The following is a 17,730-nucleotide window of genomic DNA, read 5'->3' as shown; positions in this document are numbered from 1 at the left end:
TTTCTTATATTTATAAAGACTTGTCGCCCGGGCAGCCATCGACCTCAGGCGTGGAACAGGATCAATGTCGGGACAGGGTGTTGGCCTCGATGTACGCGAAGTTGATGTCCTCGCCCAACCCCGGCCGATCGGACAGGTGTACAAAACCGTCGGCGTCCATGGGGTCGACGATGCTGTTGAGGTGCGCCGGGACGTCTTCATAGTCGAGGAACGGGTGCAGCAGACCGCGCTCGTACCAGCGGCAATTGCTGATCGCCCCAACCACCGCCAGGTTCGCCGCGCCATTGCCGTGCACTTCGCAATCCATGCCGAACGACTCGGCCAGGTGCGCCACCTTCAGGCACGGCCCGATACCCCCGACCCCGGCCACGCCGGCGCGCAGGATGTCACAGGACTTCTGGGTGACCCAACTGGCGCGGCTATGGAACTTGCCGGCGATGCTCTCCGGGCCCAGCACCGGGATGTCTAGGTTGGCGGCCAGCCAGGCATAGGACTCCGCCGAGTCTTCCATCATCGGCTCTTCGAACCAGGCGAAATTCAGCTTTTGCAGGGCCTTGCCAATGGTCAGCGCATCCATGCGGCTGTACCAGTGATAGCCGTCGAGCATCAGCGCGATGTCCGGCCCCACCGCCTCACGCACGGCGGCGCAGGCCTGGATGTCCATTTGAGGATTCGGCGCGAAGGAAATCGGCGGCATCCAGGTGTGCAACTTGATGGCCTTGTAGCCGCGCTGGACCAGTTTTTCGGCGAACTGGGCGTACTCATCCGGCGTGGACAGGCCGCCCGGCAGATCGTCGCCGCACATTGTGGAACCGTAGGCCGGGACCTTATCGCGATAACCACCAATCAGCTTGTGCACTGGCAACTGGAGCTTGCGCCCGGCCAGGTCCCACAAGGCTTGCTCCACCAGCGCCAACGCCCGGTCGGTGAACTGTCCGGCACTGCCGCGCTGCCAGTGCGCCAGGTCTTGCCAGATGCTTTCACGGTCCATCGGATCGCGGCCCACCAGCACTCTGCGCACGAAGGATTCGATGATGTGCGGACGAATCAACTCAGGCGGGCCAAAGGCATAACCCTCGCTGCCATCGTCGCAGCCGATTCGCAGCAAGGCCATCTTGATCATGACCTCATCGCCCGGATGAGCGTGACCGGCGCTGTCCTGAGCACGGCGCGAAGGGGTGGAAAAGACTTCGACGTGAACGCCTGTGATTCTCATAGAAGGGAGCACCCTGTTGTTATTGTTTATTTGTATGTCGTCATACAACGTAGCGGATTATTCTGACGTTTCACACAGGCTGTCAACCCACAAAACCAATAAAAATTAACGAAACTAGGACGAGATAGAGAAATGAGATTATTTTTCTTGAGAGAAATTTAAAATGTCGTCATACCACACCGCAAAAACAATACGACTCGCCCCCGGGAGGGCCACGATGACGGGAGGACTGGAAACCGAGGCGGGAGAATTAAAAACTGTGGGAGCGAGCTTGCTCGCGATGGCGGTGTGTCAGCCACATCAATGTTGACTGATCCACCGCTATCGCGAGCAAGCTCGCTCCCACAGGAGGGCTGTGACAGGGGCAGGATCAGTGAACACCCGCTCCCACCCAGCAGAAGCCCGATAGCTTGCCCCGCCGGAACACGTCATCCAGCAGCGGATGGTTTTTCTCCTAGACTTGACGTTGTCTGCTGTACGCCGGGTTCCGAACAGGCCCGTACGATGAATGTAAAGGTAAAGGGAATTTCGCAATGCTCAAACCTGTATGGAAAGCGCTCGCCTGCACCCTGGCTTTCGGCGCGTGGGGCACGGTCATGGCGGCTGAGCCGATCGTTATCAAGTTCTCCCACGTGGTGGGCGACCAAACGCCCAAGGGCCAGGGCGCGTTGATGTTCAAGAAGCTGGCGGAAGAGCGACTGCCGGGCAAAGTGAAGGTCGAGGTCTACCCCAACTCCACGCTGTACGGCGATGACAAGGAGATGGAGGCCCTGCTCCTGGGGGAGGTGCAGATCATTGCGCGGTCACTGGCCAAGTTCGATCAGTACACCAAGACTGTGCAGCTGTTCGACTTACCCTTTCTATTCGACGACATCGCCGCAGTAGACCGTTTCCAGCAAAGCCCTGAAGGCCAGAAACTGCTCAAGTCCATGGAAAGCAAGAACGTCACCGGCCTGGCCTATTGGCACAACGGCATGAAGCAGCTATCGGCCAACAAGCCATTGCGTACCCCTGAGGATGCCCGTGGCCTGACGTTCCGGATACAGACCTCTGCGGTGCTGGAGGAGCAGTTCAAGGCGGTGGATGCCAAGGCCAAACCGATGATTTTCTCGGTGGTGTACCAGGGGCTGCGCACCGGTCTGGTCCACGGCACGGAAAACACCTATTCGAACTTCTACAACCAGAAGCTCAATGAGGTGCAGAAATACGTCACCGAATCCAATCACGGCATACTCGACTACATGCTGATCACCACGTCGGATTTCTGGAACGGCCTGCCGCCGGATATCCGCAGCGAACTGGACAAGATCGTGATCGAATCCACCGCCCATGCCAACCTGGAAGCGGAACGATTCAACCAACAGGACAAACAGCACGTCCTGGACGCCAAGACCACCGAGATCATCACCCTCACACAGCAAGAGCGCAGTGTTTGGCGCGAACGAATGAAACCGGTATGGGCGAAGTTCGAGACAGAGATCGGTCCGGACCTGATCAAGGCCGCCGAGGCTTCCAACAGCGCCCAGTGACATCGCCAGGCTTGACACTTTCCTGTGGCGAGGGAGCTTGCTCCCTCGCCACAACAGTGCCCGCCCCCCCTATCCCCAGCTGCACAGCACATTGCGTTATGATCCCCGCCTCTCCCTGAACAGAGCTTTTTCCGCTGATGCTGTCGTCCACCCCCGATATCACCCTTGCCCTGCCCCCTGTCCTGGTCGGCCCGCTGTTGCGGCGCCTGGAGCCTGCGCGCCTGGTGATGTGGTTGGTGGGCACGCGAGCGTTGGCGTTGACGCTGCGCATTGACGGTGTCGGCGACCTGGCACTCGATGCATCACGTTGCACCGTGGTGCCGGTCGGGCAACGGGCGTTTGTGCACTTGATCGATGTGACGCTCGACGCTCCCCTGCCCCAGGACGTGGCGATTGACTACGACCTGCTGGTGGACGGCGCGCCCATCGCCGAGTGGGCGCCGCATCTGTTGTATGACGGCGCACAGTGTCCGAACTTCATGCTGCATTCGCGTATCGAGCAATTGGTCCACGGTTCTTGCCGCAAACCCCACTACCCGACCAACGACGGCCTGCTCTGTGTCGACCGTCTGCTCGCGCAAGACCCGGCGCAACGCCCGGCACTGTTGATGATGAGTGGCGACCAGGTCTATGCCGACGACGTCGCCGGGCCCATGCTGCGGGCGATTCATGGGCTGATCGAACACTTGGGGCTGTTCGAGGAATGCCTGGAGGGCGCTGTCGTGGAAGACAGCGCCAAGCTCTACCAACACCCGGCCAGTTATTACCATCGCGCCGATTTGCTACCGGCATTGGAGAGCAACGAAACCCTGCGCGAGCGCTTTTTCGGCGGGGCGCGCAAGCCGATCTTCACCAGCAGCAGCGCCGACAATCACCTGGTGACCTTCGCCGAGGTGATGGCGATGTACCTGCTGGTGTGGTCGCCGGTGCCCTGGACACTGCTCGCTGTGCAGCCCCCCGAACTGACCGTCGAGCGGCGCCAGCGCTACGACCTGGAACAGCGACGCATCGACGCGTTCAAGACCGGGCTGGACGGCGTGGCGCGGGTATTTGCGCATTTGTCGTGCCTGATGATTTTCGACGACCACGACATCACCGATGACTGGAACCTGTCCGCGCAGTGGGAGGAAACGGCCTACGGCCATCCGTTCTCCAAGCGCATCATCGGCAATGCCTTGATCGCCTACATGCTCTGCCAGGGCTGGGGCAACAACCCGGATGCCTTTGCGGACGTGCTCCCGCAGACCCTGGCCTTGAGCGACACCGCCCGCGACCGCTACCTCGACAGCGAACCCCAGGACCAATTGATCGACACCCTGCTGGGTTTCCAGCAGTGGCATTACGTGCTGCCGAGCACCCCGGCCCTGGTGGTGCTCGACACCCGTACCCGCCGCTGGCGCAGCGAGAACAACCTCAAGCAACCTTCCGGCCTGCTGGATTGGGAAGCTCTGAGCGAGTTGCAGCAAGAGTTGTTGGATCACCCCTCGGCCATCATCGTCTCACCGGCACCGATTTTCGGCGTGAAGCTGATCGAGACCGTGCAGCGGGTGTTCAGTTGGTGCGGTTATCCGTTGCTGGTGGACGCGGAAAACTGGATGGCCCATCGCGGCGCGGCCCAGGTGATCCTGAACATTTTCCGACACTCGCGTACACCGGGTAATTACGTGGTGCTGTCAGGGGATGTGCATTATTCCTTCGTCTACGAGGTGCTGATCCCACACCGCAAGGGCGGCCCGCGTATCTGGCAGATCACCAGCAGCGGCATCAAGAATGAATTCCCGCCCGTGCTGCTGGAATGGTTCGACCGCCTGAACCGTTGGCTCTACTCCCCGCGCTCGCCCCTGAACTGGTTCACCAAGCGCCGCAGCATGCGCATCGTCCCCCACACCCCGGAACACGCCGAAGCGGGCGAACGGTTGTGGAACAGCGCCGGTATCGGCCAGGTGTTCTTCAACGAACAGGGACAACCCACGAAGATCTACCAGCACAACGCCAACGGCCAGCCACCGACACGCATGCGGCCTCCCAAATCCCCACCAGCCTGAGAACATTGTGGGAGCGAGCTTGCTCGCGATGACGGCAGCACAGCCAACACCTAGGCAAGCTGACAATCCGCTATCGCGAGCAAGCTCGCTCCCACAGGGGACTGGGGATGAATGCAAAATCTACAGTCCCACCAAAACAACTGTGGGAGCGAGCTTGCTCGCGATGACGGCGGCACAGCCAGCTCCAGGCAAGCTGACACGGCGCTATCGCGAGCAAGCTCGCTCCCACAGGGAAGTGGCAGTCAGAACGCCAACTGCAGGGTCTGTTGGCCTTCGAGGCTGAGCAGCAATTGTTTGGCCGCCAGGCCGCCAGCGAAGCCGGTGAGGCTGCCGGAGCTGCCGATGACGCGGTGGCACGGCGCGATGATCGAGATGGGGTTGCGACCATTGGCGGCGCCGACCGCCCGGACCGCTGTCGGTTGGCCGATCTGGACGGCGATGTCGCGGTAACTGCGGGTTTCACCGAAGGGAATGGTCAACAGGGCCTGCCACACTCGGACCTGGAAATCAGTGCCGGCAAAGTCCAGCTCCAGTTCGAAACGGCGGCGCTGACCGGCGAAGTACTCCAGCAACTGACGTTCGGTTTCCTTGAGAACCGGATGCTGAGTGTCTTCTTCCAAAGGTCCCAGGCGCACCCGGTTGAGGCGCTCGTTTTCCCACAGGATGGCCGCCAGTCTTGTCTCCCGGGCGACGAGGATCAGTTGTCCGACGGGGGATGGGATGGTTTTGTACAGAGGCAGCATCGAGGGATTCCTTATCAAGGTTCTGTAGGAGCTGGCGAAGCCTGCGATCTTTTGATCTCATTCTCGCTCAACCCAACAACCCCAACGCCTTCGCCCGCGCCACCGCCTGGGTGCGGCGCTCGACCCCGAGTTTGCTGTTGATGTGGCTGGCGTGGGTCTTGACGGTGTGCAGCGAGATGAACAATTGCTCGCTGATCTCCTGGTTCGAACAGCCCTGGGCAATCAGTTGCAACACCGCCCGCTCGCGACTGCTGAGGGTTTCGACAGGTGCCGCCGGGTCGACAGGCTGGGCCACCGTCGAGGGTAGGCGTTCGAGCAGATGTTCACGCAAGGTGCTGGGCGGTGCGTGCAGCAGTTGTTCGCGAAACCATTCACAGTGCTTGCCAAACAACCACTCGAAGGGCTGCAACACCCCGCCGCTGGCGGCTTCGAAAGCTTGGGCCAGGGTACGGCGGGCTTCGGGCTCACGGCCGACGCTCAGCAGCAAGGCGACCTTCTGGTTGAGCGCCATCACGCTGAGCATTTGCCGGCCGGTTTGCTGGCCGTGTTCAAGCAGGGCATCGAGTCGCCCTTCGGCAAGCATCGGTTGACCCCGGATGGATTCCAGCACCGCCTGCTGCAATTCGACATGCAGCGGCAGTTGCGGATGGAATTCCGGCGGCGCGGCGGCCCGCTCGCCGGTGTAGGTCTGGCCCAAGCGGGCCAGCCAGGCTTCGGCCAGGTCGGTGCGGCCCTGGGCCAGCCAGAGTTCGCATTTGACCAGGGTAATCATCGCCAGGTAATAGATCGGCGGAACGTCCCAGATGTGCATCAGCCGCTCGGCTTCAGCCAGTTCAGCAAAGGCCCGGGCGAACTCGCCGCCATAACCTTCGATACGCGCGATCACGCAATGGCCGATCAGCACGCTGATGTCGCGGCAGGCGCGGGCTTCGGTGAGGCCTGCCTGCAACCGCGCCAGGCCGACCTGGGGTTGCATGCGCAAGGTCAGCAGGAAACCCTCGTACATGATCAGTCGCGCCCGCACCGCATAAAGCCGCTGGGGCGATAATTTATGCAAACGCTGCAAACCCTGGTGCACTTCGTCCAGCGCCCGCAGGATTTCGCCCCGCGCCTGCAAGACCCGGGCACGATCGTAATGGGCCAGGGCCTCGAACAATGGGTTGCCGACCCGCTGTGCCAGCTCCAGGGAATCGCGGTTCAGGTTCCGGGCACGCCACAGGTCGCCGTCGGCAATCGCCAGGTTCGACAAGGTGGACAGGCACATCAGCCTTTGGCCGTAGCGTTTTTGCGGCAGGCTCTCCAGGGCTTCGCTGCAATAACGCACGGTGGCCTCGCGATCACCGCGGCCACGGGCGACGATGCCGCTCAGGGCCAGCCATTGGGCAAGCATGGACTTTTGCGCGGTGGCCGAGGGGGCCGGCAGGAAACGACTCAAGTTCGCGGCCAACTCTTCGGCGGCGTCCAATTGACAGGCCAGGCCCAAGGCCCAGCTGTAGAGCACGATCAGCCGCGGCGTGCTGATGAGCAGGCTGTCGGGCAAATCCATTTTCCAGCGCAGCAACATGCCGACGTTCTGCTCGGCCAGCAGCTGCTCCTCCGAAAGGTTCTGCACCAGGTTCGCCGCTACGTCCAGGTGCCCGGCCCGCAGGGCCTGTTCCACGGCTTCGTCGATCAGGCCCTGGGCGTTGAACCAGCGACAGGCCCGCAGGTGCAGGGTCGCGGCCGGGACCATGGCCGGCGCGCTGGGGCGACTGCGCAGCAGGTCGGAAAACAAGTGGTGATAACGATACCAATGGCCATGCTCGTCCAGTGGCACCAGGAATACCTGGTGAGCCGCCAGGTAACGCAGGATTTCGTCACTGTCGTGGGCTTCGCGCACGGCATCGCACAGCGCGCTGCAAAAGCGTTCCTGAGGGGCCGTGTCGTAGAGGAACGCCTGCACCTCGGCGGGCAGGCAATCGATGACCTCTTCGAGCAGGTAATCGCGGATCAGCCCTTCCCCTCCGTGCAAGGCCTGGGGCAGCAGGCCTTCGCTACCGGCTTCGGAGGCGGCCAGCAGCCAGAACCGCAGCCCGGCCACCCAGCCTTCACTGCGCTGGATGAGGTTTTCCAGCGCCTCGCCGCGCAACGAGCTGCTGTGGTGCTGGAGCAGGGTCAAGGCTTCGTCATGGGTCAGGCGCAGGTCTTGCTCGTTGAGTTCGAGTAGTTGCCGCGACAGGCGCAGGCGCGCCAGGTGCCAGTCCGGGCGCTGGCGGCTGGTGACGAGTACCAGCAAACCGTCGGGCAGGTGATTGAGGAAAAATTGCAGGCAGCGATCCAGTACCGGGCTTTGGGCCAGGTGGTAATCGTCGAGGACCAGCAACAAGGGATTACGGAGCGATAAGTGGGCGGACAATTCGTCCAGCAAGCCATCGAGCCATTCTTCGAAGGCGAAGGGTTGATGGCGCTGGCGCATTTTCAGCAGCCCCAGTGCCCGGCCACCCAGTTGCGGGAAAAATGCCTGGAGCCCTTCGAGCAAGCGTTCCAGGAAACGCCCCGGATCGTTGTCCCGGGCACTGAGCCCCAGCCAGAGACTTTGCCAATGGGCCGGCAGGCTCTGGCAGAACTCCACCGCCAGGGAGCTTTTACCGAACCCCGCCGGGGCACTGACCAACAGCAACCGCCCTCCGAGCCCGGCGCTCAAACGCTCGCACAACCGCGGCCGCGCGACATGGCCGTCGGGCAAGGGCGGGCGGTAGAAACGCCCGTCCTGTACCGCGATGGCTGCGCGGGCAGAATCCGGAAGTGAAGACAAATCAGTCATGGCCGGCTCTTGTAGGAATGCGGGTGGCGGCGTTGCAGATGTCCGCAGACTAGCGGTAAACGAGGAGGTATTGAAGGGAGTGCTACAAATGGCTACAAAAAGACTACAAGCCGACCGACTCTAAAAATTCAGGCGGCCACCGCTCTTGTGGCGAGGGAGCTTGCTCCCGCTGGGTTGCGAAGCAACCCGCAAGGCAGCGACTGCGTTGTACCTGACACAATGAGTAGGCTGGTTTGGGGCTGCTGTGCAGCCCAGCGGGAGCAAGCTCCCTCGCCACAGGGTTTTGTGTTGACTGATCGAACAAAAAAACGCCCCGAACCAGTCGGGGCGTTGTTTCGAGGATGCGGCCTCGGGTGGAGCGGTTTAGCGGATGCCGTCCTGACGCAGTGCGTTCGGGGTGAAGTCGGCGGTGGTGGCGGTGAAGCCGAAGTCGTAGGCCGATTTTTCTTCGTTCTTCATGCCCAGCGCCAGGTAGCGGCCGGATTGCAGGTCGTAGAGGGTTTCCAGGGCGTACCACGGCACTTGCTTGTCGTAGTAGTTCTCGGCATGAGCCTCGGCCACGCGCCACAGTTGGCCACGACCGTCGTAGTGGTCGATCACCGCGGCTTGCCAGGTGTCTTCGTCGATGTAGAAGTCACGCTTGGCGTAGATGTGACGCTGGCCTTCCTTCAGGGTCGCAGTCACATGCCAGACGCGACGCAGCTCGTAGCGGGTCAGGTCCTGGTTGATGTGGCCGGCCTTGATGATGTCGGCATATTTGAGTTGCGGCGAATCGATCTTGTAGCTGTTGGCGGCGATGTACATCTCTTTCTTGCCTTCCAGCTTCCAGTCGTAGCGGTCCGGTGCGCCGTTGTACATGTCCAGGTTGTCGGAGGTACGCAGGCCGTCGGCCGCCGTACCCGGGCCGTCATAGGACACTTGCGGGGCACGGCGCACACGGCGCTGGCCAGCGTTGTAGACCCATGCCGAACGCGGCTCCTTCACTTGGTCGAGGGTCTCGTGCACCAGCAGAACGCCACCGGCCAGGCGCGCCGGCGCGGTCACTTGTTGCTTGAAGTAGAACAGGATGTTGCCAGGGTTGGCCGGATCGAAATCCTTCATCTTGTCGCGGAACACGAACTGGTCGCGGAAATACACCAGGCTGTACGAACCGTTGGGCTGCGGGGTGGCCTGGGTGACCAGGCGCGTCACGCTACCGCCACGATAGCGGGTGATGTGGTTCCAGATGACTTCCACGCCGCTCTGGGGAATCGGGAACGGCACGGCCGTCTCGAAGTTCTCCAGGCCGTTGCCACCGGAGACCAGCTTGGTGTTGACCGCGTTTTTCTTGATGGAGGCGAACACCTCGTCCGGCACGGTGGCGCCGCGATGAGTCGGGTAGACCGGCATCTTGAAGGTTTCCGGGTAGCGCTTGAACATCGCGTACTGGCCCGGGGCGAGTTTGTCCTTGTACTGCTCGACGTTCTGCGCAGTGATGGTGAACAACGGCTTTTCAGTCGGGAATGGATCGGCCAGGAAGCCCTTGCTGTCCACGGCACCGGCGTTCTTGGCCATGGGTTTCCAGGCCGAGATCGAGCCATCGGCATTGCCGGCCATCTCGGCGCCCATCGGCGTCAGGCTCTTGCCGAGCTTGTCGGCCTCGGCCGCGGGTACTGCCGCCATGACGCTGGCGGCCAGCAGGGATAACCCCAGAACACCGACCTGCAACAGATTCTTTGTTATTTTCATAGTGTGTCGTCCTGAAATACGGTGCTTAGAAGGTCACGCCGACGCTGAGCGCCAGGAAGTCACGATCGTCCACAGTGCTGAAATCGCCACCAAAGAAGTTGGTGTAGGCCAGGCTGGCGTTGTAGGTGTTCTGGTACTCGGCATCCAGCCCGAGGCTGACGGCTTTGCGGCCTTCCTCGAAGTTGCCGCCAGGGCCCGGCGAGTAACCCTTGACGTCATGGGACCAGGCCACGTTGGGCTTGAGGTTCACGCCGGCGAACACGTCCGGGTATTCCCAGATGGCGCGAGCGCGGTAGCCCCAGGACGTGGAGGTGGTGAAGCCGTCGTTGTTGCAGTTGCTGTTGACGTCGTTGATGGTCTGGCCGCCCCCCGCCGCAGTAGACGTATTGAGCGAGTTGCAGAAGCCGTTGGGCAGCTCACCCGGCCCAAACACCGGATCACGGCCATAACGAGCGTCGGATTTGCTTTCCAGGCCACCGACGTGGGTTACCCCGACTTCACCTACCAGGGTCAGGCGGCTGGCGCCCATGACTTGATCGAGGAAGTGCGTGAAGGTGGTCTGGAACTGAGTGATCTCTTTACGGCGATAACCATGCAGGTCTTGACCCGGCGTGCCCTGGAGCACCGATGCATCACCAAATCCGGGAAGCGGCGTCACACCGGCGAAAAGAATGTCAGTGGTGCTCAGCTGCACCGGTGCATTCGGCCGATAGCTGATCTCACCGCTCCACGCCGTGCCGGTAGGCAGTGTCGTGGAGAAACTCAGGCCATAGAGACGGATATCTTCCGGGTATTCGACGAAGTAGTTGGAGTTACCCGCCACGATCAGAGGACGCAGTGCCGCGATGGGCCCCGCGGTGTAGAACTGCTGCGCAGCACCTTGGGCACTGAAAATCGGTGCACGGCTGTGGTAGTTCATGAAGTAGGCACCGAACTCGGTGTCCAGCGGTTCGAACATGTATTTCAACGATGCGCCCCACTGGCCGCTGTCGCGGGCATCGCGGTCCGGGCCACGACGTACCAGCACGCCTTCTTCGTTGATGTCGACACCCTGGCCTTCCAATATTGGAAGAATGACGCCCGGCAACGGAATGGTCGAACGCTTGTTCAGCACCCGCAGGTTATCGGTGCAACCGTCGGCAATCACGTCCGGCTGGGAGAAGAACGTACCGCAGTTATCCACCACGGTCTGGTCCCATTCAATCTGATAGAACGCCTCGGCCGACAGGTTGTCGGTCAGGCTCTGGGACACGTAGAACATGTTGACCGGGATCAGGCCTTCCTTGATCTCGGCGCCAGGACGACGGAACGCGGACACGTCGACCGGGTTGATGGAGTTGATGCCGCCCTGGATGAACGTGCTTTCACCCCAGCTGACCACTTGCTTGCCCAGGCGCACGGAGCCTGGCTGATCGGCAATGGCATAGTTGTGGTAGACGAACGCATCGAGGATCTGCCCGCCGGAGGACTTGGCGCCTTCCTTGCGGTTGCTGTCGCTGATGTCCTTGTACAGGCGGTTTTCGTCCTTGAGTTCGAAGTCGTACCAGTACTTGCCGCGCACGAACACGCCGGTATCGCCGTACTTCAGTTCCAGGTCATGGATGCCCTTGAAGATCTTCGAGAAGGTTTCCCCTCGCTTGAAGTTCAAGTGACCGTCGTCGGAGGTCTGCGACAAGCCCTTGCCGCCATTGTTGACACCGATCAGGTCTCGGTTGGCCTTGGCCGTGGACCAGCTCGCGCCGACCGACAGGGACGAGTCGAACTGGCCTTCGATTTCACCGATGTTGAAACTGACGCCGAATGCTGGCCCGGCGAGCGAAGAGGCGAGACTGACCGCCAGAGGCAGTTTTGCCCGGCGCCAGAACGTGGTTGCTGAGGTCATCGACGCTACTCCATGTGCATTATTGTTATGGCAATGGACATTTCAAAAACACCTCGGCGGCAGGGAGCGGCAGCGTCCCGACATCCGTCGAAGTCGCATCGCCCTTTCGTGCGTGCGCCCCGTTCTTGAGAATCCGTGAGCGGACTATAGCCAGCAGGTAGTACGGCTTGATCCCTCTAAAGTGTGATTTGCAGCCCGCGACCACTCTGGAACAGTCCTTTCGCCAGGCCGACAGATGCCGGCACGGCAAGGATGGCTGAAATTTGCGGTTTGACAAGGCAAGCGCTTGCTTGGTGGGGCTGCCGTGCCCTTTCGGGCACGGCAAAAAGGCCTAAAGCGTGGACAGGAAGGTGCTGTTGTTGCTCTGCCATTCGGTGATGTCGATGCGGATACGCTTCTTGTCGAGCTTGCCGACGCTGGTCTTGGGAATTTCCGTAACAAGGGCGATCTGGCTCGGGATTGCCCACTTGCTCAAGTGCCCCAGCTCGACGAACGGCTTGAGGTGTTCCTTGAGTTCGCGAGCCCCGATCTCATGCCCTTCTCGAATCACCAGCAAGGCAAACGGCCGTTCGCCCCACTGCGGATCGGGAATGCCGACCACTGCTACTTCGCGTACCGCCGCATGACGGCTGATGAGGTCTTCCAGGTCCAGGGAGGAGATCCACTCGCCACCGGTCTTGATCACGTCCTTGATGCGATCGCGGATGTCGATGAAGCCCATGTTGTCCAGCGTGGCGACGTCGCCGGTGTGCAGCCAGCCGCCGGCCCAGAGCTCGGCGCCCTTCTGTGGCTCGTTGAAATAGCCCTCGGTGAGCCACGGCGCGCGCAGCACCAGTTCGCCCTGGGTCTCGCCGTCGGCCGGCAGGAACCGCCCCTCGGCGTCGACAATCGCCGCCTCCACCAGCGGCCCCGGTACGCCGGCCTTGATCCGATAGGTGGTGCGCTCGTCCTCGCTGCCGGCCATCAATTCGTCGTTGAGGTGGGCACAGGACACCAGCGGGCCGGTTTCCGACATGCCGTAGGCGGCGGTGAGCTGGATGCCCCGCGCCTTGGCCGCTTCGTACAGGCTGCGATTCAGGGCGCTGCCGCCGATGACGATCTTCCAGCCGCCGAAGTCGGTGTCCTGGGCGCCCTTGGCATTGAGGACCATTTGCAGGATGGTTGGCACGCAATGGGAAAAGGTGACCTTTTCCTTGCGCCACAGCTGGACCAGGAACTCGGGGTCGTAGCGACCCGGGTAGACCTGCTTGAGCCCGAGCATGGTCGCCACGTAGGGCAGACCCCAGGCGTGGACATGAAACATCGGCGTGATCGGCATGTACACGTCGTTGGTGCCCAGCAGCCGCACGCTGTCGATGGCCCCCATGATGGTCGCCACGCCCATGGTGTGCAGCACCAGTTGCCGATGGGTGAAGTACACGCCCTTGGGGTTGCCCGTGGTGCCAGTGGTGTAGAACGTGGTGGCGACGGAGTTTTCGTCGAAATCCTGGAAGTCGTAGGTGGGCGCCGCGGTGGCCAGCAATTGCTCGTACTCACCCACCAGGTTCGGCAGGTCGGCGGTTTTTTCCGGCAGGTCGGTCAGCAGCAGGGTCTTGTCCACGGTGGTCAGGTGCCCGGCTATCGCCTGGTACAAGCCGACGAACTCGCTGTTGACCAGCACGAAGCGGTCCTCGGCGTGGTTCATGGTGTAGACGATCTGCTCCGGTGACAGGCGCACGTTGATGGTGTGGATCACCGCGCCGATCATCGGGATCGCGAACATGCATTCCAGGTAGCGATGGCTGTCCCAGTCCATCACCGCCACGGTATCGCCGGCCTTGACCCCCGCCGCGGTCAACACGTTGGCCAGGCGCGCGACCCGTTCGATCAGCGTCGGATAGCTGTAGCGCAACTGGTCACGGTAGATGATCTCGCGGGTTTTCTCGTAACGCGTGCCGGACATCAGCAGCCGCTTGATCAGCAGCGGGTATTGATAGGCGCCTTCGGCGGGAGGAATAACGCGAGTCTGCAACATAAGAGTCCCTTTTCTGACTGCACGGTCTTGGCTGGAAGCAAGCACTCTAGAGCGCTTATACACGGATCAAATCAGCCAAAGGAATGATTTGATCCGCGCGCAAATACTAGCCTTGAGCCATCTCGCACCCAGGTTTCGCAAGCATTGTGCAACCAAACCTTGTCAGATCGGGATCCAACAGCGAGCATAGGTGTCACGCCTGTTACAAAAGCCTGCGGGGAAATGCCCTGGCAGGTCTCCAGCATGCCACCACTTTTTGACAGAAAATAATGAACACCGAACTGACCTCTTCCCAGGCCACCGCGCCTCAAGGTGCGCCGCTTGTGTCGATCGTGGCCCCTTGCTACAACGCCGGGAAGTACTTGGAAGAAGCGATCCACAGCCTCTTTGCCCAGGATTACCGGAACGTTGAGGTCATCGTGGTCGACGACGGCTCCACCGACGACAGCCTGGCCATGCTCCGGCAGTTGCAGCAGACCTACGATTTCCAGCTCTACTCCCAGGAGAACCAGGGCGTGAGCGCGGCACTCAACCACGGGCTGAAGTATGCCAAGGGCACGTATGTCGCCACCCCGGACCTTGACGATGTGATGTTGCCCCATTCGATCGGGGTCCGCGCCCGATACCTGGACGAACACCCGCAGGTGGGCTGTGTCGGCGCGCTGATCATCTACATGGACAGCGATGGCCGGACCATCAAGGAACAGCAACGCGACCACATTCAGGTGCATACCTTCGATGACCTGCTGCGCAACGCCGCGGTCATCGGCGCGCCCACGGCCCTGTATCGCATGAGCGCCCTGCGGGACGCCGGTTTTTATGATCCGCAGCTAAGGGTCCAGGATTTCCAGATCACCCTGCGGATCGCCCGCCAGGGCTATGAAATCCATGAGTTACCGATCTGCGTCACTCGCTATCGCCGCCACCCCAATAACCTGTCGAGGAAATACCGCTTGATGCTCAAGACGGACCTGCAGGCCATCGAGCCCTATCGGGATCACCCCGCCTACGAGTCGGCCCGTACGGTGCTGGTGCACAAAGCGCTGAAGTACGCCGTGGTCGAAGACCGGAAAGAAGCCTGGCAGCTGTTGCGCAGCATCCCCTGGCGCCACTGGAACAAAACCAGTTTCAAGCGTTTCAAGCGGCTGGCCTTGCGATTGCCGATGACAAGGTCCTAACCATGAAGTTCTTGCAGAAACTCAAGGAACGCAAAGTACGAAAGCACCTCAAGGGCCTGGAAAAACTCGAACGAGCGCCGGAAAAAATCCGTCTGCGTTATCCGAAATACCAGGTCGGGGTGGGCACGTATGGCATTCCCGAGGTGATGGAGTTCGGCGACGACACGGTCCTCAAGGTCGGTTCCTATACGTCGATCGCCGAAGGGGTGAAGATCCTGCTGGGCGGTGGACATCGCACCGACTGGGTCAGCACGTTTCCATTCCCACTGATGATCGATGAAGCCCGGCACATTCCCGGCAGCAACCCGACCAAGGGCGACGTGGTGATTGGCAGCGACTGCTGGATCTGCGCTGAAGCGATGATCCTGTCGGGCGTGACCATCGGCCATGGCGCCGTGGTCGCCGCCGGCGCGGTGGTGACACGCGATGTCGAGCCTTACGCCATGGTGGGCGGCAACCCGTGCCGGTTCATTCGCTGGCGCTTCGAGGAGCCGGTGCGTCAGGCCCTGCTGGAGTCGGCCTGGTGGGAATGGCCGATGGAAGAGGTCAAGGCGGTGTCACCCCTGCTGTGCAGTGACAACATCGACGCTTTTCTGGACTACGCCCGCCAACGGCATTGATCGCCCCACCTGCGCATGGAAGCGATCAGAGGAAAGATCAAAGCGGTCAGTGTGCCTCGGTAAACGCCAGCTTCACCCCAATGGCGACGAGCACCGCGCCCATGGTCCGGTCGAACCAATGGCCCATGCGCGCGAAACCGGCGCGCACCCGTTGCTGGCTGAACAACAGCGCCACCAGGCAGAACCAGACCGCCGTCGCCACTGCCAGGTACACGCCGTAACCGGCCTGGATCGCCAACGGCGTATGCGGATTGATCACCACGGTGAACAGCGACAGGAAAAACAATGTCGCCTTGGGGTTCAGGCCGTTGGTGACAAAACCCGAAATGAACGCGCCGCGGGCGGTCCGCTCGCCGACTTCCTTGTGCAGGTTTTCCTCGGCCGGCTTGGCCGGTTGCGCCCGCAGTGCCTTGAAGCCGATGTACAGCAAGTACGCGGCAGCGGCCCACTTCAGCGCGTTGAACAGCACGATCGATTGCGACACGATCAGGCCGATGCCCAGCAACGAATAGCCCACGTGCAGAAAAATCGCCGTGCCGACGCCCAGTGCCGTCCAGGTCCCGGCGCGCCGGCCATGGGTCACGCTTTCGCGCACCACCACGGCAAAATCCGGCCCGGGGCTGGCAACGGCCAGCAGGTGGATCAGGGCGACGGTGAGGAATTCGGTGAGGTACATACGGGCTCCTTGGCTAACTCAATCTCGAAACGAACATCAATTTTTTGGAGAGTGGACATGTGGCGAGGGGATTTATCCCCGCTGGGCCGCGAAGCAGCCCTGATACTTGAACACTCGGTGTGTCAGGCAAAAATCATTTCCAGGGCTTTTGGGACTGCTTCGCAGTCCAGCGGGGATAAATCCCCTCGCCACAGGGTTCCTCATGATCCCAGTATCGCGCCAGACCAAAGCAACAAACCATCTGATAGGCTCGCCACATTACGCCTTCGGTTCTTGACATAAAAGGTACAGCTGATGACGAACACCGCCCGCGCCGTTTTCCTCGACCACCCTTCCCTGGACCTCGGCGACCTGGACCTGAGCCCGTTGCGCAGTTGCTTCGGCGAACTGCAACTGTTCGCCCGGACCACGCCGGACCAGGTGATCGAGCGGCTCAAGGGCGCCACTGTGGCAATCACCAACAAAATCGTGATCGATGCCCAGGCCATGGCGGCCAGCCCTGAACTGAAGCTGATCCTGATCAGTGCCACGGGTACCAACAATGTCGACCTGGCGGCCGCCCGTCACCACGGCATTACGGTGTGCAATTGCCAGGGCTACGGCACGCCCTCGGTGGCCCAGCATACCCTCATGCTGTTGCTGAACCTGGCGACGCGCCTGGCCGATTATCAAAAAGCGGTGGGGGAAGGTCGCTGGCAGCAGGCTTCGCAGTTCTGCCTGCTGGACTATCCGATTGTCGAGCTGCAAGGCAAGACCTTGGGTTTGCTCGGCCATGGCGAGTTGGGCAGCGCCGTCGGGCGGCTGGCCGAAGCTTTTGGCATGCGCGTGCTGCTGGCGCAGATCCCGGGGCGCCCGGCCCGCCCCGACCGCTTGCCGCTGGAGCAATTGTTACCGCAAGTCGATGCCCTGACCCTGCACTGCCCGCTCAACGAGCACACTCGGAACTTCATCGGCGCCCGTGAACTGGCGCTGCTCAAGCCCGGCGCATTCGTGGTCAATACCGCCCGTGGCGGTCTGATCGACGAACAGGCCCTGGCCGAGGCACTGCGCAGCGGTCATTTGGGAGGCGCCGCCACCGACGTGCTCAGCGTGGAGCCGCCGACCCAAGGCAATCCGCTGCTGGCCGGCGATATCCCACGGTTGATCGTCACCCCACACAACGCCTGGGGCAGCCGCGAGGCGCGGCAACGGATCGTCGGCCAAATGAGCGAAAACGCCCAAGGCTTTTTCGGCGGTACAGCGCGGCGTGTCGTCAGTTGATAAACTGCCGCACTTTTTTTTACCCGCTTTATCAAG

General features: G+C 61.5%; 12 protein-coding genes. 5 read left to right on the top strand and 7 right to left on the bottom strand.

What is annotated here, in order from left to right; all coding sequences use genetic code 11:
* Positions 1 to 61: 61 nt before the first annotated feature.
* Positions 62 to 1,216: a mandelate racemase family protein gene (locus tag AB7M32_RS09065; protein WP_454249699.1), complete on the bottom strand. Its 1,155-nt coding sequence runs from the start codon at positions 1,214 to 1,216 to the stop codon at positions 62 to 64.
* A 533-nt stretch (positions 1,217 to 1,749) separates the two neighbouring features.
* Between AB7M32_RS09065 and AB7M32_RS09060 the strand changes: the two genes are divergently transcribed.
* Together AB7M32_RS09060 and AB7M32_RS09055 are read left to right on the top strand one after the other, a co-directional pair.
* Positions 1,750 to 2,745, top strand: a complete 996-nt coding sequence (locus tag AB7M32_RS09060; protein ID WP_454249698.1) for a TRAP transporter substrate-binding protein — start codon at positions 1,750 to 1,752, stop codon at positions 2,743 to 2,745.
* A gap of 137 nt (positions 2,746 to 2,882) precedes the next feature.
* Positions 2,883 to 4,790 (top strand): alkaline phosphatase D family protein, encoded by a 1,908-nt coding sequence (locus tag AB7M32_RS09055; RefSeq protein WP_454249697.1) that lies wholly within the window; start codon positions 2,883 to 2,885, stop codon positions 4,788 to 4,790.
* Between the two features lie 242 nt (positions 4,791 to 5,032).
* Here AB7M32_RS09055 and AB7M32_RS09050 read toward each other — a convergent pair whose 3' ends face one another.
* The 5 genes from AB7M32_RS09050 to AB7M32_RS09030 all read right to left on the bottom strand — a co-directional run bounded on the left by AB7M32_RS09050 (position 5,033) and on the right by AB7M32_RS09030 (position 13,960).
* The gene (locus AB7M32_RS09050; protein ID WP_072410913.1) at positions 5,033 to 5,533 is read right to left on the bottom strand and encodes a methylated-DNA--[protein]-cysteine S-methyltransferase; all 501 of its coding nucleotides are present in this window, start codon (positions 5,531 to 5,533) and stop codon (positions 5,033 to 5,035) included.
* 67 nt (positions 5,534 to 5,600) lie between these two features.
* Entirely contained in the window at positions 5,601 to 8,336 is a 2,736-nt protein-coding gene (locus tag AB7M32_RS09045) for a LuxR C-terminal-related transcriptional regulator (RefSeq protein ID WP_454249696.1), read from the bottom strand.
* 363 nt (positions 8,337 to 8,699) lie between these two features.
* A complete protein-coding gene (locus AB7M32_RS09040; RefSeq protein WP_072410909.1) occupies positions 8,700 to 10,064 on the bottom strand; it encodes a DUF1329 domain-containing protein in 1,365 nt (454 codons plus the stop codon).
* Between the two features lie 25 nt (positions 10,065 to 10,089).
* Positions 10,090 to 11,946 (bottom strand): DUF1302 domain-containing protein, encoded by a 1,857-nt coding sequence (locus AB7M32_RS09035; protein WP_454249695.1) that lies wholly within the window; start codon positions 11,944 to 11,946, stop codon positions 10,090 to 10,092.
* Positions 11,947 to 12,277: 331 nt separating this feature from the next.
* Positions 12,278 to 13,960 carry a fatty acid--CoA ligase gene (locus AB7M32_RS09030; RefSeq protein WP_454249694.1) on the bottom strand — a complete coding sequence of 561 codons (1,683 nt, stop codon included), beginning with the start codon at positions 13,958 to 13,960 and terminating at the stop codon, positions 12,278 to 12,280.
* A 269-nt stretch (positions 13,961 to 14,229) separates the two neighbouring features.
* Here AB7M32_RS09030 and AB7M32_RS09025 point away from each other — a divergent pair, with 269 nt between their 5' ends.
* Together AB7M32_RS09025 and AB7M32_RS09020 are read left to right on the top strand one after the other, a co-directional pair.
* Complete coding sequence (locus AB7M32_RS09025) at positions 14,230 to 15,138, top strand: glycosyltransferase family 2 protein (protein WP_454249693.1); 909 nt, start codon at positions 14,230 to 14,232, stop codon at positions 15,136 to 15,138.
* A gap of 2 nt (positions 15,139 to 15,140) precedes the next feature.
* Positions 15,141 to 15,758 (top strand): CatB-related O-acetyltransferase, encoded by a 618-nt coding sequence (locus AB7M32_RS09020; RefSeq protein ID WP_454249692.1) that lies wholly within the window; start codon positions 15,141 to 15,143, stop codon positions 15,756 to 15,758.
* 46 nt (positions 15,759 to 15,804) lie between these two features.
* Here AB7M32_RS09020 and AB7M32_RS09015 read toward each other — a convergent pair whose 3' ends face one another.
* Positions 15,805 to 16,434: a LysE family translocator gene (locus AB7M32_RS09015; RefSeq protein ID WP_060739142.1), complete on the bottom strand. Its 630-nt coding sequence runs from the start codon at positions 16,432 to 16,434 to the stop codon at positions 15,805 to 15,807.
* 294 nt (positions 16,435 to 16,728) lie between these two features.
* On the opposite strand from AB7M32_RS09015, the gene AB7M32_RS09010 reads away from it, so the two are divergent.
* Positions 16,729 to 17,694 (top strand): 2-hydroxyacid dehydrogenase, encoded by a 966-nt coding sequence (locus AB7M32_RS09010; protein WP_454249691.1) that lies wholly within the window; start codon positions 16,729 to 16,731, stop codon positions 17,692 to 17,694.
* Positions 17,695 to 17,730: the final 36 nt, after the last annotated feature.

The sequence above is a fragment of the Pseudomonas sp. R151218B TE3479 genome (assembly GCF_053629195.1).
The sequence above is the reverse complement of the archived record's forward strand: the minus strand, read 5'-3'. Positions and strand labels throughout refer to the sequence as shown.